Annotated in this window: 18 protein-coding genes; 9 read left to right on the forward strand and 9 right to left on the reverse strand. The window is 70.4% G+C overall.

Going from position 1 to position 17,470, the window contains the following annotated elements:
• Window positions 1-48: 48 nt before the first annotated feature.
• From CHC11_RS37000 to CHC11_RS37010, 3 genes are all read right to left on the reverse strand, one after another.
• Window positions 49-411 (reverse strand): VOC family protein, encoded by a 363-nt coding sequence (locus CHC11_RS37000; protein WP_089316558.1) that lies wholly within the window; start codon window positions 409-411, stop codon window positions 49-51.
• 84 nt (window positions 412-495) lie between these two features.
• Window positions 496-1,128, reverse strand: coding sequence for a TetR/AcrR family transcriptional regulator (locus CHC11_RS37005; RefSeq protein WP_089316559.1), 633 nt, complete (start codon window positions 1,126-1,128; stop codon window positions 496-498).
• Entirely contained in the window at window positions 1,121-2,413 is a 1,293-nt protein-coding gene (locus CHC11_RS37010; RefSeq protein ID WP_089316560.1) for an acyl-CoA dehydrogenase family protein, read from the reverse strand. The genes CHC11_RS37005 and CHC11_RS37010 overlap by 8 nt, the downstream gene beginning before the upstream one ends.
• A gap of 106 nt (window positions 2,414-2,519) precedes the next feature.
• Between CHC11_RS37010 and CHC11_RS37015 the strand changes: the two genes are divergently transcribed.
• From CHC11_RS37015 to CHC11_RS37025, 3 genes are all read left to right on the forward strand, one after another.
• Window positions 2,520-3,584, forward strand: coding sequence for a phosphotransferase family protein (locus CHC11_RS37015; protein WP_342750033.1), 1,065 nt, complete (start codon window positions 2,520-2,522; stop codon window positions 3,582-3,584).
• 55 nt (window positions 3,585-3,639) lie between these two features.
• Complete coding sequence (locus CHC11_RS37020) at window positions 3,640-4,146, forward strand: GNAT family N-acetyltransferase (RefSeq protein WP_089316562.1); 507 nt, start codon at window positions 3,640-3,642, stop codon at window positions 4,144-4,146.
• A gap of 186 nt (window positions 4,147-4,332) precedes the next feature.
• Complete coding sequence (locus CHC11_RS37025; RefSeq protein WP_179279192.1) at window positions 4,333-5,271, forward strand: TIGR03621 family F420-dependent LLM class oxidoreductase; 939 nt, start codon at window positions 4,333-4,335, stop codon at window positions 5,269-5,271.
• Here CHC11_RS37025 and CHC11_RS41810 read toward each other — a convergent pair.
• The 3 genes from CHC11_RS41810 to CHC11_RS37040 form a co-directional block, all read right to left on the reverse strand.
• Entirely contained in the window at window positions 5,268-5,441 is a 174-nt protein-coding gene (locus CHC11_RS41810; protein WP_179279193.1) for a hypothetical protein, read from the reverse strand. The two genes, CHC11_RS37025 and CHC11_RS41810, sit on opposite strands and share 4 nt — an antisense overlap.
• Before the next feature lie 283 nt (window positions 5,442-5,724).
• Entirely contained in the window at window positions 5,725-6,411 is a 687-nt protein-coding gene (locus CHC11_RS37035; RefSeq protein WP_089316565.1) for an RlpA-like double-psi beta-barrel domain-containing protein, read from the reverse strand.
• A gap of 771 nt (window positions 6,412-7,182) precedes the next feature.
• Window positions 7,183-7,752, reverse strand: a complete 570-nt coding sequence (locus CHC11_RS37040; RefSeq protein WP_089316566.1) for a hypothetical protein — start codon at window positions 7,750-7,752, stop codon at window positions 7,183-7,185.
• Between the two features lie 517 nt (window positions 7,753-8,269).
• Between CHC11_RS37040 and CHC11_RS37045 the strand changes: the two genes are divergently transcribed.
• Entirely contained in the window at window positions 8,270-9,364 is a 1,095-nt protein-coding gene (locus tag CHC11_RS37045) for a winged helix DNA-binding domain-containing protein (protein ID WP_089316567.1), read from the forward strand.
• Between the two features lie 70 nt (window positions 9,365-9,434).
• Here the strand turns inward: CHC11_RS37045 and CHC11_RS37050 are convergent, their stop codons facing one another.
• Window positions 9,435-9,704: a hypothetical protein gene (locus CHC11_RS37050; protein ID WP_089316568.1), complete on the reverse strand. Its 270-nt coding sequence runs from the start codon at window positions 9,702-9,704 to the stop codon at window positions 9,435-9,437.
• Between the two features lie 364 nt (window positions 9,705-10,068).
• On the opposite strand from CHC11_RS37050, the gene CHC11_RS37055 reads away from it, so the two are divergent.
• Complete coding sequence (locus tag CHC11_RS37055; RefSeq protein WP_245920246.1) at window positions 10,069-11,481, forward strand: DUF2786 domain-containing protein; 1,413 nt, start codon at window positions 10,069-10,071, stop codon at window positions 11,479-11,481.
• 82 nt (window positions 11,482-11,563) lie between these two features.
• Here the strand turns inward: CHC11_RS37055 and CHC11_RS37060 are convergent, their stop codons facing one another.
• The gene (locus CHC11_RS37060; protein ID WP_021594883.1) at window positions 11,564-11,776 is read right to left on the reverse strand and encodes a helix-turn-helix domain-containing protein; all 213 of its coding nucleotides are present in this window, start codon (window positions 11,774-11,776) and stop codon (window positions 11,564-11,566) included.
• 416 nt (window positions 11,777-12,192) lie between these two features.
• Here CHC11_RS37060 and CHC11_RS37065 point away from each other — a divergent pair, with 416 nt between their 5' ends.
• The 3 genes from CHC11_RS37065 to CHC11_RS37070 all read left to right on the forward strand — a co-directional run bounded on the left by CHC11_RS37065 (window position 12,193) and on the right by CHC11_RS37070 (window position 15,463).
• Window positions 12,193-13,152 carry a hypothetical protein gene (locus tag CHC11_RS37065; RefSeq protein WP_089316569.1) on the forward strand — a complete coding sequence of 320 codons (960 nt, stop codon included), beginning with the start codon at window positions 12,193-12,195 and terminating at the stop codon, window positions 13,150-13,152.
• 780 nt (window positions 13,153-13,932) lie between these two features.
• Window positions 13,933-14,130 (forward strand): hypothetical protein, encoded by a 198-nt coding sequence (locus CHC11_RS40820; RefSeq protein ID WP_143227446.1) that lies wholly within the window; start codon window positions 13,933-13,935, stop codon window positions 14,128-14,130.
• A 610-nt stretch (window positions 14,131-14,740) separates the two neighbouring features.
• Window positions 14,741-15,463 (forward strand): hypothetical protein, encoded by a 723-nt coding sequence (locus CHC11_RS37070; protein WP_089316570.1) that lies wholly within the window; start codon window positions 14,741-14,743, stop codon window positions 15,461-15,463.
• A 135-nt stretch (window positions 15,464-15,598) separates the two neighbouring features.
• Here the strand turns inward: CHC11_RS37070 and CHC11_RS37075 are convergent, their stop codons facing one another.
• Window positions 15,599-16,381: a hypothetical protein gene (locus CHC11_RS37075; protein WP_089316571.1), complete on the reverse strand. Its 783-nt coding sequence runs from the start codon at window positions 16,379-16,381 to the stop codon at window positions 15,599-15,601.
• Between the two features lie 123 nt (window positions 16,382-16,504).
• On the opposite strand from CHC11_RS37075, the gene CHC11_RS37080 reads away from it, so the two are divergent.
• Entirely contained in the window at window positions 16,505-17,461 is a 957-nt protein-coding gene (locus tag CHC11_RS37080) for an aldo/keto reductase (protein WP_218826404.1), read from the forward strand.
• The last annotated feature ends 9 nt before the right edge of the window (window positions 17,462-17,470 follow it).

Genomic DNA, 17,470 nt, shown 5'->3' on the forward strand with positions numbered 1-17,470 from the left:
CAGGCGTGGGCGCGGCCGCCGGGCTCCACCCCGGCCGAGGGCCGGGGATCAGGGACGGTAGGTGCCGAAGTACCACTCGTTGCCGTCGGGGTCGCGGGCCGCGTAGTCGCGGGAGCCGTAGTCCTGGTCGGCCGGCTCGCGGAAGATCTCGGCGCCCGCGGCCTTGGCGCGGTCGTGGTGGGCGTCGGGGTCGTCGACGGCGACGTAGACGGCGGCCTTGGCCGTGGAGGCGGCCCCGAACATGATGAGGCCGGTGTCGTAGCGCATCTCGGCGTGGACGATGCCGCCCTCGTCGTCCTTGTGGACGTCCACGGGTTCGAAGCCGAAGGCACTCTCCAGCCACTCGAGCGTCCTGACCGGGTCTGTCGCCCGGATCAACGGGTAGAAGGTGCGGCGGATCTCGCTGGTCATGTCGTCCTCCCTGAGGTCTGGATGCCCAGTCTGCGGGAAGCGGATCCGCCCGTCTTGGACGAATGTGACCTGGGCTTTCGACGATCAGCGGCGGGCGGCGTCGCGTTCGGCGGCGAGGCGGCGGGTCTCCGGGGAGACGGGGGCGCCGAGGATCGCCGCGACCACGTCGACCAGGTAGCTGGTGAACAGGCGGTCGTCGGTGCGGGGGCCGGAGCGGGCGCGGCGGGCCAGCTCGATCGCGGCGTACAGGATGGCGGTGAACCGGCGGTGCAGCCTTGCCGCGTCCGCCTCCAGAAGGGGCTCCACCAGGGTCCGCCAGCGGCAGAGGCTGTCGCGGGGATCGTCCAGGACCGCCACGGGGACGAGGGGGGCCGGGCGGTTCAGCACGTCCGCCCAGATCTGCAGGTAGGCGCGGCCCGAGGCGTCGGCCAGGCGGGCCGACATGGGCCGGACGAGGGCCGCGGCCAGGGGGCGGACGCCCTGTTCGCCGTCCTGGTAGGCGTCGAGCAGGGCATGGCGGCGGGCCTCGACCTCGGGGGCGTGCCGGGCGAAGATCGCGCGCAGGATCCCGGCGCGGTCGCCGAAGTGGTACTGGACGGCCGTGGCGTTGCGGGCGCCGGCCTCCTGGAGGATCTCGCGGAGGCTGACGGCGTCCACGCCGCGGGCGGCGTAGAGGGTCTCTGCGGCGTCCAGCAGCCGTTCACGTGTGTCACTCATCGCCGATCGCACGCTCCAGGGCCTCGGCGAACCGCTCGCGGGCCGCCGCCCGGCGGGTGGGCAGGTGGCCGGACGGCCACAGGCCCTCCACGGGCTCGACGTCGCGCAGCAGCTGCCGGGCCAAGGTGATCTTGTGGACCTCGGTGGGGCCGTCGGCGATGCCCATCGCCTCGGCGCCCATCATCATGGCGGCGAACGGCATCTCGTTCGACACGCCGAGCGCGCCGTGCAGGTGCATCGCGCGCTGGACGACGTCGTGGTAGACCTTCGGCATCGCGGCCTTCACCGCGGCGATGTCCCTGCGGACCTTCCGGTAGTCCCGGTGCTTGTCGATCAGCCAGGCGGTGCGCAGCACGAGCAGCCGGAACTGCTCGATCTCGATCCAGCTGTCGGCGATCTTCTCCTGGGTCATCTGCATCTTCGCCAGCGGCCCGAACCGGGTCCGCCGGGAGACCGCGCGCTCGCACATCATGTCGAACGCCTTGCGGACCTGCGCGATCGTCCGCATCGCGTGGTGGATGCGGCCGCCGCCCAGGCGCGTCTGGGCGATGGCGAACGCCCCGCCCTCCTCTCCGAGGAGGTTCTCGGCCGGCACCCGGACGCCCTCGTACCGCAGGTACCCGTGGGAACCCTCGCGCTCGCCGCCGACGCCCACGTTCCGGACGGTGACCAGCCCGGGCGCGTCGGCCGGCACGATGAACATCGACATGCCCTCGTAGGCGGACACGTCGGGGTTCGTCACGACCATCACGATCAGGAACGTCGCGTGGCGGGCGTTGGAGGAGAACCACTTCTCGCCGTTGATGACCCAGCCGTCCCCGTCGCGGACGGCGCGCGCGGTGAACAGGGTCGGGTCTGCTCCTCCGTGCGGCTCGGTCATCGAGTACGAGGAGGAGATCTCTCCGTCCAGCAGGGGGCGCAGGTAGCGCTCCTTCTGCTCGGGCGTGCCGAAATGGGCGATGATCTCGGCGTTGCCGGAGTCGGGCGCCTGGCAGCCGAACACCGACGGCGCCCAGCGGGAGCGGCCCAGGATCTCGTTCAGCAGCGCGAGCCTCACCTGCCCGTACCCCTGGCCGCCCAGTTCGGGACCCAGGTGACACGCCCACAGGCCCTTATCGCGTACCTGGTCCTGGAGTGGGCGCACGAGCCGCTTGTAGCGGGGGTCGGCCTTGTCGTAGGGGTCGCCGAGGACCAGGTCGAGGGGTTCGACCTCATCTCGGACGAAGACGTCCGCCCAGTCGAGAAGTTCCTGGTAGGCGGGGTCGGTCTCGAAGTCCCAAGCCATGGCGAGCCTCCTCGGTCGTGTCCCCCGATAATCGGTGTACCTCAGTAAGTAATGCAAGTGCATGACTGTTACTCTCCGGTACATCAAGCGTCGGAAAGGGACCGCCGTGCAGCCTGAGCAGATCGACCGCGCCCTCGTGGACTTCGACGTCCTGGCCGGGTGGATGGAAGGCCGCAACCTGCCGGGCGGCCCGTTCGAGGACGTCGAGCGGCTGGCGGGCGGCACCCAGAACACACTGGTCCGGTTCCGCCGGGGCGGCCGCGACTACGTGCTCAGGCGCGGTCCGGGCCACCTGCGCGCGAGGACGAACGAGGTCCTGCGGCGCGAGGCCCGCGTGCTGGGAGCGCTCGACGGGACCGACGTCCCCGCGCCGCGCCTCATCGCGGCCTGCCCGGACGAGACCGTCATGGGCGGCGCTGTCTTCTACCTGATGACCCCTGTGGACGGTTTCAACGCGTCGGTCACGCTGCCCGAGTCGCACGCGCGGAACGCGTCCGTCCGGCGCGAGATGGGGCTGAACGCGGCGCGGGCGCTCTCCGCCCTGGGCGCCGTCGACCACGCGGCGGTCGGCCTCGGCGATTTCGGCAAGCCCGAGGGCTTCCTGGATCGGCAGGTGGGCCGCTGGATGTCCGAACTCGACTCCTACAGCACGCTCGACGGCTACCCCGGACCGGAGATCCCCGGCCTCGACGACGTCGCGCGGTGGCTGGAGGAGCACCGTCCCAAGGCGTGGCGCCCCGGGATCATGCACGGCGACTACCACCTGGCCAACCTGATGTACTCCTTCGACGGTCCGGAGGTCGCGGCGATCGTCGACTGGGAGATGTGCACGATCGGCGACCCGCTGCTCGACCTCGGCTGGCTGCTGGCCACCTGGCCCGACCGCGCCGACCAGAGCGCCGCCCTGGCCGGCCCGCTCGGCGCCGCGGGCGGCCTGCCCACCGCCGAGGAGCTGGTCGAGGTCTACGCCGAACGGGCGGAGGCCGCCGACGGCCGCGACCTGTCGTCCATCACCTGGTACGCGGTGCTGGCCTGCTTCAAGCTCGGCATCGTCCTGGAGGGCACCCACGCCCGCGCGTTCGCGGGCAAGGCCCCCAGGGAGACCGGCGACCTCCTCCACTCGATCACGCTCGGCCTCTTCTCCCGTGCCCGCACCTTCATCGGCTCCTGAGGCCCCTCGCGCCCCTGGTCGAGGACTGCCAGGATCTCCTGCACGAGGAGGTGCGATGGAGATCCACAAGGGCGGGCCCGGCGACGCGCCGGTGATGATGGCGATGCTGGACGGGGCGGTGGCGTGGCTCACCGCCGACGGCCGCACGGGGCAGTGGGGCAGCGAGCCGTGGTCGCGGGATCCGCGCCGCGTCGAGCGGATCTCGGGCATCGCCCGCGACGACGAGATCTGGATGGCGCGGGTCGACGGGCGGCCCGCCGGCGTCATGGCGGTCGCGCCCGGCCCCCCGCACTACGTCGACCCGGTCGACGAGCCGGAGCTGTACATCACCCTCCTGGTCACCGACCGCGCGTTCGCCGGGCACGGGGTGGGCGGCGCGCTGATCGCCAAGGCGCGGGACGAGGCCAGGGCGAAGGGCGTCGGCCTGCTGCGCGTCGACTGCTACGGCGGCGGCGACGGGCGGCTGGTGGAGTACTACCGGAGCAACGGGTTCGAGACGGACGCCGCCTTCACCGTGGGCGACTGGCCGGGACGGGTCCTGTCCCAGCGTGTCAGCAGGTAGGCGGCCTGCTGCTTGCAAAACCGCGCCGCGCGCCGCAGCCTGGAAGTGACCGGCGCGAACGGGGCAGTCGGTGACGCCCTTACGCCGCACGGACGGCGACCGAGCCGCTCGCCTCGTTCCGCCGGTCGAAACCTCATGTCGCATTCCTGCCAGCCGAACGGCCCTGCCACGGGGCACGCTCGGGACATGCACAGGAACTTTCGCTTCGGCGTGGTGGGCGAGTCGATCCGTTCCGGCCGGGAACTGGCCGACACGGCCCGCCGCGCCGAAGAGCTGGGGTACGACGTCCTGACCTTGCGGGACCACTACGTCGCCGAGCCGTTCGGCGACCAGCTCGCGCCCATGGTGGCCCTGGCGTCCGCCGCGTCCGCGACGAGCGCGCTCCGGCTGGGCACGATGGTGCTCTCCAATGACTTCCGGCACCCGGTGATGCTCGCCAAGGAGGCCGCCACGCTCGACCACCTGTCGGGCGGGCGGTTCGAGCTGGGCCTCGGCGCGGGCTGGCTGCGCGAGGAGTACGAGGCCGCCGGGATGCCGTTCGACCGGCCCGGGACGCGGGTCGGGCGCCTCGCGGAGTCACTGCAGATCCTGCGCGGCCTGCTGGGCGGCGAGAAGACGACGTTCACCGGCGAGCACTACGCGATCGACGGCCTGACGGTCTTCCCGCGCCCGGAGCGGCGCCCGCCGCTCGTCGTGGGCGCGGGCAGCCGGCGCATGCTCGGCATCGCCGGCCGCTACGCCGACACGGTCGGGATCCTCCCCCGCGCCCTGCCCGAGGGGACGATCTCGGACGAGGTCTCCGAGCGCCTCCCGGACACCATCGCCCGCAAGGTCGACTGGGTCCGCGAGGCCGCCGCGGGGCGGGACGTCGAGCTGAGCATGATGGTGACGCCCACGTTCGGCCCCGACCCGCGCCGCGCCGCCGCGAAGGTCGCGGTGACGCGCGGCTGGGGCACGTCGTCGGCCGAGGTCGTCCTCGACATGCCGTCCCAGTTCGTGGGCCCGCCCGAGCACGTCGCCGAGCAGATGCTGACCCGCCGCGACCGCTTCGGCTTCACCTACTACCAGGTCTCGGACGCGGTCATGGAGGCGTTCGCCCTCGTCATCCCCCTCCTGAGCCCCTAGAGGGTACCGGCGAAGCCGGCGAGGGTACCGGCGAAGCCGGCATTCATGGCGAGCCTCGGCTCCGGCTCGGTGAGCCGGTCGGCCTCCAGGGCGTCGAAGCGCCCGCGCTGGAGGACCACGACGCGGTGGCACGGCTCCACCGGCTCGGCCGGGTCGCTGGAGGCGATCATGACCACCTTCCCCTCGGCGGCGCCTCGGCCGAGCACGGCCGCCAGGGCTGCGTGGACCTCGCCCCGCCCGCGCTCGACCGGCTGAGCGCCGCGCGCTTCCCCGCCCTTGCCGACGGAACCGATAAAATGGGGATTCCCCGGTGATCTTTCGATACCGGGGAATCCCCGTTCTCCATGCACCGGCAGCCCTGCGCCGGGTCTGGAAGAGGCCTTTGCGAACCGGGTGCGAGCGGGCTCACATTCGCACCGTGAGCCGTTTCACCAATGGTCCGCCGGCCTCATGTCATGAGCCGAAAGGCCGGGGCTCGCCCTTCTTTCCGGCACCGGAGCCCCAGGACAGGACCTCCCACTTGACGCCGTTCAGGTGGCCCTCGCCGGAGCCGGCGTTGTACTTGCTCTCCGGCTTCTTGCCGTCCAGCAGGTACCTGAAGGTGTAGGTGTCGAGGTCGAGCATCACGCCCCGGTGGGACGGCTCGCCGGGCCCGCGGTCGCCCACGAAGCCGGTGATGCTGCGGCCCTTGTAGGTCACCTTGACCTTGGTGTGCATGGGCCAGCTCGGGCTGGCGAACAGGCCCTTCTGCATCGGCTTGCCACCGGCGGGGGCGCCGGTGTCGCCGTTCACTCCGGACCCGTCGTCCCAGAAGTAGGACGCCTTCGTCTTGCCGCTGAGCAGGGCCTTCGGGCCCTTCTTCACGGGCTTGGCGTCCTTCTTGGGCTCGGTCTTCGAATCGGCCTTGGAGTCGGCCTCGGCCTTCGCGGGGGCCTTCGGCGCGGTGAAACCGCCGAGCGCGCCCTTGTCGGCGAGCCGTTCGGGGGACTTGTGCTCCTGCGCGGCCACGGCCTGCTGCGGCAGGAACTGCTTCTTGGGAGCGGAGTCATCGCTCGCGGCGGCGACACCGGCCACCATCATGCCCGCGAGGGCGGTGCCGGTGACGCCGGTCAGGATGACGTTGATCGCTCGCTGCTGCATGGGGATCCTTCGTTCGGGGTACAGGGCTGCCGTTCCGCACGGGAAGGACGCGCAGGTCACGCGCCTGTTCCGGGCAGGGGTGAACGGCTCCGAGACTCGAGACTCGGGAGATGCCGCCGCGAGGGAGACCCACTTTGGAACGATCCACGGGCATGGTGGACCGCGCCCGCGCCCAATCGCGCACGACCGGTCTCGGACGTGCGTGGTGACACAGGCTTGGTGAAGCGGGAAGGACGCCGACCGGGGGCTCACGGGCCCAGCACGGTGCGCGGCCGCTGCATGGTGCGGCTGCGTTCGGCGAGAGGGATCCCGCCTGGCGGGCGGGAAGCGGCGGTTATGCGATTGGCCAGGTCAACGGTTCTTTGACCCTGACCTGGAGATGACTATATACGGCATTACCGCGCTTTCGCCAAACGGGGGATTTCTTTACCTTTGCCAAGGTAGATCTTTTAAGCCCGAACTGGACCGGAACGCCTTTCCCATCGGGCCTGAGGGCCAGTCACCGGGTGCCGCGCCCGCCCAAGAAAGATCTTTACTCCGATGAGATCGGCTCCGCCGCGGCCCGGCCGCCCCGCTCTGCCGTGGGGGGAACAGCCCGGGGCTCATGGGCGCTGAAGATGGGTGGCCGCACACGCACACCCTGGACCCGTCACAACGATTGCGTGACCGCGACAAGGAGGGCGACCCGCATGATCGGGCCGCGCGGCGGCATGCTCGCAGCCGCATACCCGCGCGGCCGTGAGCCGCACGGGGGAACGTCGTCGTCAGCCGTCAGTGCGTCGGGTAGACCGAGGGCACGAGCGGCGTCGGGCCGGTACCGCCGGTGAACACGGAGGGGCTCGGCTGCGGCGGAATGTAAGGCGACTCCGCGTAGGGACCCTCCGCGTACGGCGACTCCACGTACGGTGCCTCCGCGTAGGGGGTTTCCGCGTAGGGAGTCTCCGCATACGCGGGTTCTCCATAAGCAGGCTCACCGTAGGAGGGCTGCCCGTAAGCGGGCCCACCATAGGCGGGCTCACCGTAGGGCAAGCCGGCGACGATGGGGCCCTGCGCCGCCGGGACGGCCTGGGCCACGGGCGGCGGGACGGGCGGCGGCACGTGCGAGCCGTCCGCCCGGCGCTGCTCCGCGGCCGCGCCGCGACGCTCGGCCAGCACGGCCATGAGGGCACGGGCCGTCTCGGCGTCCATCTTCAGCAGGACGCTCGGCATCCCGGCCTGATCGACGAACGGGGATACCGAAGGCGGAGTCGGCAACTGCGGGAGAGCCGCCCGCATCTCCTCGCGGAGATCCTGGGCCAGCCGCAGCGCCTGTCGGTCACTGTCGTTCAAGTGTGCGGTCATCGCGATCTCCGGGGAGTTCACGTGCGGGGGTCCGGGGCAATCCTGCTAGGGATGGCGTGCAGGTGCAAGGGCTGATGCACGTGCATTTCAAGAAAAATCCTGCCGTAACCCCCGCGTGGGTCGATCGTTTCGAACGCGCCAAGACGCGCTCGCCGAGGCTCCAGAACGGCTTGACCAGCAGGGATCCGTACGGTCGGCCCACTCTCCCGGCCCGATGACCGCGGCCTGCCTGCACGGTGCGTGGTTCCCCGGCCACGCAGACGGCACCTGGATTCTGGGGAAAATTCAGGCGCAGCCTTCGTCTCCGGAACGGCGACGCCGAGCGCGCCGCCGATCCCCAGCCCCACGCGTCGGGCGGTAAGCGGACATCACACCGACCGACAGGATGGGACGCACAGTTCCATGCCGACCGACAGGAGGACCGGGCTCGCCGCGTAGAAGCGCGATACGACGCCGCCCCTGCTCCCGCTTGGCTGCGGCGCTGCGTGCGGGACGTCGTTGACGGCATCCTGGACGAATGACAGAGACCCTGAGCGTCCGCGCCCTCAACCGGGCCACGCTGGCACGGCAGATGCTGCTCGCACGGGAGCCGATTCCCGTCACCGAGGCGGTGGGACGGCTGTGCGGGATGCAGGCCCAAGAGCCCAAGCCGCCGTTCCTAGGGTTGTGGACGCGCCTCGAAGGGTTCCAGGCGTCCGATCTGCACTCCGCCTTGCACGACCGATCGCTGGTGCGCGCCACCATGATGCGCGCCACGCTGCACCTGGTGACGAGCGCGGACTACACGAGGTTCCGTACGGCGATGCAGCCGATGCTGGACGGCGGACTTCGGATACTGGGCGACCGCGCCAAGGGGCTCGATCTGGAGAAGGTCGTCCCCGCCGCACGCTCTCTCCTGGAAGGAGGACCACTCACCTTCAATGAGGTACGCGCGCTGCTCCAGCAACAGTTCCCGGACGTCAACGACCGTGCCCTCGGCTATGCCGTCCGGCTGTGCGTACCTCTGGTCATGGTGCCCACCGAGGACAGGTGGGGCTTCCCGCGCACGTCGCGCTTCGCACTGGCCGACTCCTGGTTGGATTCGGGGCCGAACGCCGAGGACGCCGTCGACGAACTGATGCTCCGCTACCTCGCCGCCTACGGGCCGGCGTCCGCCGTGGACGCGCAGACGTGGTCCGGGCTGTCTTCGACCGGCGAGGCTCTGGAACGCCTTCGCCCAGGTTTGCGCACCTTCACCACTGACAAGGGCCGGGAGGTGTTCGACCTGCCGGACGCGCCTCGCCCTGGTGAGGACGTCCCCGCGCCCGCACGGTTCCTGCCCGAGTTCGACAGCCTCGTCCTCGCACACGCCGACCGCAGGCGCGTCATCGCCGACGAGCACCGCCCCATGCTCACGACCAAGAACCTGCGTGTCCGCGCCGTCTTCCTATGGGACGGGTTCGCGCGCGGCATCTGGGAAGCAGAGTACAAGCGCAAGGTCGCGACGCTCCGGATGCGCCCGTTCGAAAATCTCCCCCGTACGGCAGTCGACGAACTGAGGGCCGAAGGCGAAGCCCTGCTGCGCTTCATGGAGCCGGATGCCAAGGAAACGGTCGTCACCGTCGAGGTATGACGCGGCCGCCCTCGGCCGCGCATGCGGCAGCCCCCGGAACGAGGGCCGGGGGCTGCCGGGGTGACCGCTGCTAGCCGGCGCCGTCCTGCCCGCGCATCTCCTCGACCACGACGCTCTGGTACGCGCGGGAGGTGTCCGGGACGTAGCTCAGCCGTGCCAGCGCCTTGCCGTCGTGGTCCCTGATCTCGAAGTGATAGCCCTCTCCGTTCTCACCCACGTGCGCCGCGGCCTGGTCGTGCCTGAGCCGGCACATGGTGTCGACCTTCTCCAGCGCGACCTTCAGGCTCCCCGCGTCGCTGATGAGCCGCGCGGGCTCACTCGTCTCCCAGATCTCGAACATCAGTCGTGTCCTGTCGGCGGTCGGTCGGAAGGAACGGGCGGGGCATTCCAGACGTCTGGGACAGCTTGCGCCTCTCTCGTGGATCTTTCAATCAACAAAGATATCGGATTGATCACTATTCGAAGTTGTCCACGCTCATACCGTCATGTCCGCATGTGACAGCGGTCCACCTCCCGCTGTCCAAGGCCGGGTTCGGTGCAGTCGGCCGCTCGCAAAGACCGAACATGATTCGGACGACCTCGCCTCCCGCGACCCAACTGACTCGACGGGGCCCTTTGCTCGTTCCGGCCGGACAGCGGCTGAACCTCGTCGCCGCCGGATGGGAGGATCGTCCCCCCGGGTGACGTCGACGGGAGGAGTGACGGTGCGGAAGACCTGGCGGGGCGGCCGGACGTTCGAAGCCCCGGTCGCCCTCACCACGGACGAGGCGGTGCGATCGCTCGCCCGCGGCGACCGCACCACGTTCCGGCGGTTCGTGGGTGAACTGACCGACCGTCCCGACACCCCCGGCTGGACGGCCGCCGCCGACCGCTGCCTCGCCGACCGGCTGCGGCACGGGATCACTTCCGCCTGGCAGCGCGGCTGGCAACCGGCCGACCTGGTGCGCTTCACCGCCCGCCGGCACACGACCCGCCACGCGCGCCTTGCCACCGACGCGATCGCCGACGAGATGCGCGCCTACTCCCCCGCCACCGTCGGCGATCGCTGGCGCGAACAGCTGGCCGCCCTCCACGCCGACGTGTGGTGGCCGGAGGACGGCTCCCATCCGTCCCGCTGGTGCCGCCGCGAAGGAGTCGAACGCGCGACCTACGTGGCCTGCGCCGTCGAACTCATCCACCTTCTGGAAACCCTCGCGAGGCTCCCTTCCATCACCCCACCCCCTGGTGCCGGGCAGCCCGGCACAGACACCTCCCGCGCGAACGGCCCTGGCCCGGGGACGTTCAGCGCAGGAAACCCCAGCGCCGATACGGACCAGGGCTCCCAGGGAACGCCCCGCCCCGGCAGCGATACGTCCGGTCCGAGGAGGGCCCGTGGTGGGTCACCTGGGGAGGCTGGCGGAGGCAGGCGGGCGGAGGCCGATCAGCGGATTCTGGGACGGGTCCGCGCACTCCTGGCCAAGGCCGAGTCGACCGAGTTCCCCGAGGAGGCGGAAGCGCTCAGCACGCGCGCCCAGGAGTTGATGGCGCGGCACAGCATCGACCAAGCGCTGCTCGCCGCGGAGACAGGCGAAGTGTGCGGCCCGGACGGGCGCCGCATCGCGGTGGACAGTCCCTACGACGCACCCAAGGCGGTCCTGTTGACGGTGGTGGCCGAGGCCAATCACTGCCGCGCGATCTGGCATCGGGAGCTGGGGTTCTCCACCGTCCTCGGGTTCCCGGCCGACCTGGCCGCAGTGGAGATCTTGTTCACATCGCTGCTGGTGCAGGCGACGTCCGCCATGGTGCACGCGGGTCCCAGACGCGACGCGCGCGGACGGTCACGGACGCGTTCGTTCCGCCACGCGTTCCTCAACGCCTACGCCGTCCGCATCGGGGAGCGGCTGCGAGGCGCGGCGGACAGGGCGGCCGCGGGCGCCGGCGGGAAGGATCTGCTTCCCGTGCTGGCGGCGCGCGACCAGGTCGTCGATCAGGCCGTCGACACGATGTTCCCCGACCTCGCCAAAGGGCGGGCGGGTTCGGTCTCCAACTATGAGGGCTGGGTAGCCGGGCGGGCGGCCGCCGACCTCGCCAGCCTGAACGGGCGCTCCGAGGTCACCGGGGCGTTCCGCGGTCCGTAGCGCACGGGGTCCCCCCGGGGGGCGAGGGGGACGTCCGGCCATGTGCTCGCTTCTTCCTTGTCTCGCTGTGCTCGGGAGCGGGTCAGTCCTTCTTGCGCCGGGTGTTGCCGCCCCGGCCGCGCAGCGGCACTCCCGCCTCCTTCAGGACGTTGTAGATGAACCCGTACGACCGGCCGGTCTCGGCGGCCAGATCGCGGATGCTCTCGCCGGCGGCGTACCGCGGAGCGAGTTCGGCGGCGAGCCTGGTGCGTTCGGCACCGGTGACACGGGTGCCCCTCGACAGTGTTCGAGCCACGGGGACCTCCTGATTCCAAGGCTGGGCGGCGGGGCCCGTCCCCGCAGCTCACAGCAGTGTTGATCTCCCCAACGTACACATTCCCCCCGATTGCGCCGACGATGCCGCGCGAATCACCGCGAATTCGGCCGAAGCTGGTCTTTTCCATGGCGAACGGCGTGTCGGAGCTAGACAGACGTGTCTGTCACCGCAGCCTCTCGGCCGATCCGCCGGATCACCCGCTCCGGCGGCCCCAAGACCGGAACCTCGCCTCCCCCACGAGCCCGGCCGGCCCCACCGCGCCCCCGCCCCCGAGCGGTCACCGGCCTCACAGCCGCCCCAGACGGCATCGAGTTATCCACAGAACCCCGTTCTGCTGCCCCTCGTCCGGACCGCCGCGCATGCTGGGCGCGTCCAGACAACCGAGGAGGAGTCCCATGGCCACGATCACCTTCCCGATCCCGTCCACCACGACCTCACGGTTCGCCGTGGCCGCCACCAACATCCCGGACGGCCCCGCCGCGCTTCTCAGAACCGCGGACGGCCCCTACCTCGCCCACATCGCCGGGCGTCTGGGCACGCGCCATCTCCAGGTCGCCCGCGAAGACCTCTCCCGCCTTCGCTGGGACCCAGGGCAGATCAAGGCGGCCCGACCGGAGGACCGGCAGCTCGCGCGACCCTTCAACGACGCCGAGCAATTCGCCGTCGTCACCGCCTTCGCCCCGATCACCGACCAGCCCCGAGCGGTCCAGGTGGCCCGCGCCGCCGCGTACGCCATCGCCGAGGCCACCGGAGGGATAGCCGCCGACCTGGTCACGGGCCACGTCCTGACGCCGTCCAGCCGGGAGAGGACGCGCTTCGTCCTGGCCGACCGATGGCTGGGCGACGTCCTGCCGCCGTTCCGCGCCAACGGACGCTGCACCGCCGCCGACCCCGGGGTCGATCCGGAGGGCGTCAACGGCTGCGCCTGCCTCCGGCTGCGCACCCGCGGCCTGCGCCGCTTCGGCCTCCCCGAACTCCAGATCACCGACGTCGCCTGCCCGCATGACCTCACCGCCCTCAACGTCCTGCGCACCGCCGCCCGCCGCCTCCTCACCGACCACTGGTCCTGGCTGGCCACCGGCCCGGCCGTCGGCGACCGCACGATCCCCGACGCCCTCGACCTGACCCAGAGCGACTTCAACGACTTCTGGGGCACCACCCGCCGAGTCCCCCTCACCCCGCCGTCGCCCTTCCAAGTCCGCCTCTCCCCACTGACCTCCCGCCTCATCGACGTAGGCCAGCCCGCCCATTTCGAAGGCACGATCAATGAATGGCTCTGGGGCGACACCGTCCCGCATGGCCTGCACGACACCCAAGAAGCCCCCGCACCCCACCCCCTCCCCACGGCCGCCTAGCACCGCGCCTCCAAAGCCCGGGCACCGCAGCGACCAGACAGCCACCGCCCACCCTTCAACAGGCCATCGCCCACCCGTCACCGCCATGGCCACCAGTTCCTACCGCCCCGAAGCTCTCGACCACGGCTCCCGAGCAGGATTCATCCTCATCGACACGACCACTCGCAGCACTTCCAAGCCCACGCCGGCACCGCAGAACCTCCCGGCCGTCCCACGCCAGGACGGCCGGGCCCATTCGCGACGCCCCGCACGAAGCCCCAAGCTCCACAAGCCGGCCGACCACACCACAGAACCCCAACAGGTCAGCGCCTGATCGCCACCGCCTGGTACCGGATCTCAGCCACGATGTCCGTCACGGAGCCACCGAGACCTGCCCCCCTCCTGCATGGGAGCGAGAGCAAGGGACAGCTGGGTGGCAGCGCGGCCGATCGGACCGTGGGAGGGCGTCGGCGTACTGCGCTCCGGCGGCCGGCCGGGCTGCCCCGCACGGTGTCGGCGCGTCCGGCGCCGCCATCACCGCGGTAGAAGATCAAAAAAGGGCGGCACCAAGTCGATCCCGACAAGCCCGACTCTGCCGTCGGTCCAGCCTAGGGAGAGGCCGAAATACCGCTACTCCCGTCTTCGTCTGGGGCCGGCGGGCCCTTGGCTTCCTGGCCGGGTCGGCTGGGTCGAACACCCGCAAATTCGATCATTAGCCGCAGTGACAGCGAGTGACAGTTTTGGGACCGCACCGTCACCCGAGCATGCCACTACGGGAGGCGCCTCAAGAAGCCCGACCATGTGCTGATCACGCACGTGTCGTTGCTTGCGGATGTCTTATCACCGGTCCTCCACATCGCGCATCCCTTTGAATTCGCGGTAAATCAGCGCTTTGGGGGCCCGGCGGGCAACCCGAGGGGGCAGGCGGCGGGATTTCAGGATGATCCGGAATATGGCATACATTTCAGTCGCGGACGCGGCGGCAACGGCTGCACCTGATCATATGAGCGGACTGTGGGTAATGCTCAACGCTCTGTAGCCGAAGTGGCTACCATCGGCATTCACACGGTGACCGACGCGATCCCCCGGGGCGAAGATGAACCGTTTCCTGGCACATCCCAGACTCGCCGTCGCCTTCGGCGAATGGCTCCGCTGCACCTGCGGGTTCCTGGGATGTACCGCCATGGCCGGCGCCATCAGTATCGGTGCGGCGGTTCCGTCCGACGCGGCCACCGGAACCGAGCCGGAACCGCGCAGGCCCGTCCCACCTGTCTGTCGCCACGCCGTCGGCGACCGGTACACCGCACATCAATGCAAGGAGGCATGGGTGGCGATGTACGAGAGGTCTCGGAGACGTTCGGCACACGGCCGAGAATTTCCTCGCTGGGGCGACCGGTATGACCGGAAACCCAAGGAACACAAAGTGGCATCGCCGCATCCGCGCGAGAACCCGGCGCCCCATGCCGCCACGCCGGGCCGTCCGAAAAGCGCACGCCCGTCCCCCACCCCCTCCCCGAGCACTTCCAAGCGCACACCCGCCGCCTCCGCCCCAGCACGAGCACGCGAACAGGCCGACGAGGTCGATTCACGTCCTTCCTCGCTGCAGCCTGTGCTGCTTCTCGGCCTTCTGCTCCCCGCCGCAGCGGCGATGTGCTACCCGTTCCGGCATCGCATCTACAACGCCGCCACCGCCGGTGCGTCCCCCGTTCCCGCGCCCGATGCCCGGACACCGCGGGCCGCGCGATTCACCTACCGCCCCGCGCTCAACCCGTTCGCCTCGCCGGCCGCGGGCCTCAGGGGTCCGGGCGCCACGTCCACCGCGCGGGTACTGGCGCTGACCGCACTCGACGTGCACGGTGACGACTCGCTGGTCGTCGTCCCGCGGCCCGACGCCATCACCCTCTTCGGGCTGGCCGAGGACGAACTTCTCGACGACGACACGGCCGGGCTCTTCATCCCAGGGAACCTCGACGCGGCGCTCGCCTACCTGGAGACGGAACTCGCCATCCGCGAGAAAAGCGGTGCATCCCAGGGGCGTCGTCTCCTTCTGGTGGCCGACTGCGCCCAGGAGGCTGAGAGGATCACGGCGCTCCTCACCCACCACCCGGACGCCGTGTTCGCGATCCTGCTCGGTCACTGGACGGGCGACCAGGCCACGATCGACGACGAGGGCCTGGTCGAGGCGCCTCCCCCCGTGGCGTCCAACTTCCCTCCCCGCCTTCCGGCGATGTCCCGTACGGAAGCCCGTGACCGTCTCCTCGAAATCGTGGATCAGCACAAGGACAGCCAGAAGCCGCCGAGCCGCCGCCGCTCGACCTCCCGCCGCGGTTAGACAACACTCGAAGGTCTGCCCCTGACAGCCAGATCTCTCCAGGCGAACGGCACCGAGCGGCAACTCCAGGCTTACCCAGGTCACCATTGCTTCGTGCGCAGCCCGTCCGGATGTCAGGGACCACGCGGGTGGGGCTCAGGGCGTAAGGCTTTCTTGCCTCGCTATATCGGCCCTGATCGTCGTGAGGCTCCTCAGCGCCCGTCCCAAAGCGGCGGTGTCCGGGGGCTGGCCGGCGTCGCGGTCCACAAAGGCAGAGCACCGCAGGATCCAGGCGCGGACCACGTCTTCGACACGGGACTCGGACCGGCGCGTTCGGGCGAGGGTCATGGTCCGTTGCTCCTCCCCTACTCGACGGTTCAGGTGCTCGTCCGCGCTCAGCGCCTGGACGGCTGAGAGCGCGTAGCGGCCGAGCCTGTCCGCTGCCACGCCGCGTTCGCTCGCGATCCGGTCGAAGGTCTTGCGGGGCCAGCCGAGGATGGTCGCCGCTCCGCCGGCGTCGACGGTGTCGGCAAGCGGGCCCTTCCTGGCGGTGACCACTCGGCGCACGGAGTCGGGATCGAGCCCGTCCAGGTCACGAAGCAGGTAGACGGGGAATCCGCGGAAGGTGCTGATGACGTCGAGACCGCCCTGGGTCACCAGGACCTCGACGTCCCCGCGCTCGACGTCCAGGCCCACTCGGGACGCCAGCCGGGCGGCGGCCCTTGCCGAGCCGATCGGGGGTTCGTCGCCGAACCGGGCGATGATCTCCTCGCAGCGGCCGCGGGCCCCCTCGGCGAGGGCTGCGGACCACCGGCCCCCCTCAAGGTCGGGTTTCGGGAGAAGCCCGTGTTCCAGGCCGAGGCGCAGCTGCCAGCGAGCGAGACCGAGAAGGAGGGCGAGCTGGTAGGCACTGTGATCGGCGCGCGTCGTCTCAAGCATTGCCGGGCCCTTCCTGTCGCGTTGACGTGGACGTGACCCAGCCTCATGGATGGATGCCGCAACGCCGACTAGAACGCCGTTCTGTGGATAAGGGCCGGGGCGTCTGCATGGAAGGCTGAAGGTATGGACGCGATGGACGCGATGGACGCGGTACGTCGGCTCGGAGTCGGTCTCGCCGCGCTGGGGCGGCCGGCCTACATCAATGTGGGAAGCGCCGGGGAACTGCCGCCTGGGCGGAGCGTGGAGGCGATGCGCGAGGCGACCTGGAGCGTCCTCGACGCTGCCTACGCGGCAGGTGTCCGATGGATGGACGCTGCGCGCTCCTACGGCAGAGCAGAGGAGTTCCTTGGCGGCTGGCTGGCGGCACGCGCTCCTGAGGGGGTCCGCGTGTCGAGCAAGTGGGGCTACGCCTACGTCGGCGAGTGGAAGACCGACGCAAAGGTGCACGAGGTCAAGGAGCACAGCCTTGGCCGCTTTCAGACCCAGTATGAAGAGACGCGAAGCCTTCTGGACGGGCACCTGGCCGTCTACCAGGTGCATTCGCTCACCGAAGAGAGTCCGCTGTTCCGGGACGTCCCCCTCCAGGAGGCTTTGGCCCAGCTGACCGCTGAGGGTGTGCGCGTTGGGTTCTCGACGTCGGGTCCACGGCAGGCGGACACGATCAGGCGCGCCATGGGGTTGGAGGTGGCCGGTGAGAAGCTGTTCAGCACGGTCCAATCGACGTGGAACATTCTGGAAACCTCTGCTGGAGACGCGCTGCGCGAGGCCGATGACGCCGGTCTGCATGTGCTGCTCAAGGAGGTGATGGCGAACGGCAGGCTTGCCGTGCGGCCACCCTTGGAAGTCCAGAATCTCGCGTCCAAGCATGACGTGGGGCCGGACGCTGTGGCTCTCGCGGCGGCACTCAGCAAGCCTTGGGCCGGCACCGTCCTCATCGGCGCGGTGAGCACGGCCCAGTTGCAGGCCAACCTCGCGGCGACGGATGTCCTCCTCGATGAGGGCGACCTGGGAGACATGGCGAGGCTGAACGTCCCAGCGGAACGCTACTGGGCCGAACGGAGCGCGCTTTCCTGGACGTGAGCGGTCGGA

The organism is Actinomadura mexicana (genome assembly GCF_900188105.1).
Taxonomy (GTDB): domain Bacteria; phylum Actinomycetota; class Actinomycetes; order Streptosporangiales; family Streptosporangiaceae; genus Spirillospora; species Spirillospora mexicana.

Excerpts from the sequence above, each read along its gene's own strand:
- CHC11_RS37035 (WP_089316565.1), bottom strand. The coding sequence starts at position 6,411 with ATGCAGCAGCGAGCGATCAACGTCATCCTGACCGGCGTCACCGGCACC.
- CHC11_RS37020 (WP_089316562.1), top strand. The coding sequence starts at position 3,640 with ATGGAGATCCACAAGGGCGGGCCCGGCGACGCGCCGGTGATGATGGCG.
- CHC11_RS37010 (WP_089316560.1), bottom strand. The coding sequence starts at position 2,413 with ATGGCTTGGGACTTCGAGACCGACCCCGCCTACCAGGAACTTCTCGAC.
- CHC11_RS37075 (WP_089316571.1), bottom strand. The coding sequence starts at position 16,381 with ATGCTTGAGACGACGCGCGCCGATCACAGTGCCTACCAGCTCGCCCTC.
- CHC11_RS37040 (WP_089316566.1), bottom strand. The coding sequence starts at position 7,752 with ATGACCGCACACTTGAACGACAGTGACCGACAGGCGCTGCGGCTGGCC.
- CHC11_RS37080 (WP_218826404.1), top strand. The coding sequence starts at position 16,505 with ATGGACGCGATGGACGCGATGGACGCGGTACGTCGGCTCGGAGTCGGT.
- CHC11_RS37045 (WP_089316567.1), top strand. The coding sequence starts at position 8,270 with ATGACAGAGACCCTGAGCGTCCGCGCCCTCAACCGGGCCACGCTGGCA.
- CHC11_RS37000 (WP_089316558.1), bottom strand. The coding sequence starts at position 411 with ATGACCAGCGAGATCCGCCGCACCTTCTACCCGTTGATCCGGGCGACA.
- CHC11_RS37065 (WP_089316569.1), top strand. The coding sequence starts at position 12,193 with ATGGCCACGATCACCTTCCCGATCCCGTCCACCACGACCTCACGGTTC.
- CHC11_RS41810 (WP_179279193.1), bottom strand. The coding sequence starts at position 5,441 with ATGATCGCCTCCAGCGACCCGGCCGAGCCGGTGGAGCCGTGCCACCGC.
- CHC11_RS37050 (WP_089316568.1), bottom strand. The coding sequence starts at position 9,704 with ATGTTCGAGATCTGGGAGACGAGTGAGCCCGCGCGGCTCATCAGCGAC.
- CHC11_RS37025 (WP_179279192.1), top strand. The coding sequence starts at position 4,333 with ATGCACAGGAACTTTCGCTTCGGCGTGGTGGGCGAGTCGATCCGTTCC.
- CHC11_RS37005 (WP_089316559.1), bottom strand. The coding sequence starts at position 1,128 with ATGAGTGACACACGTGAACGGCTGCTGGACGCCGCAGAGACCCTCTAC.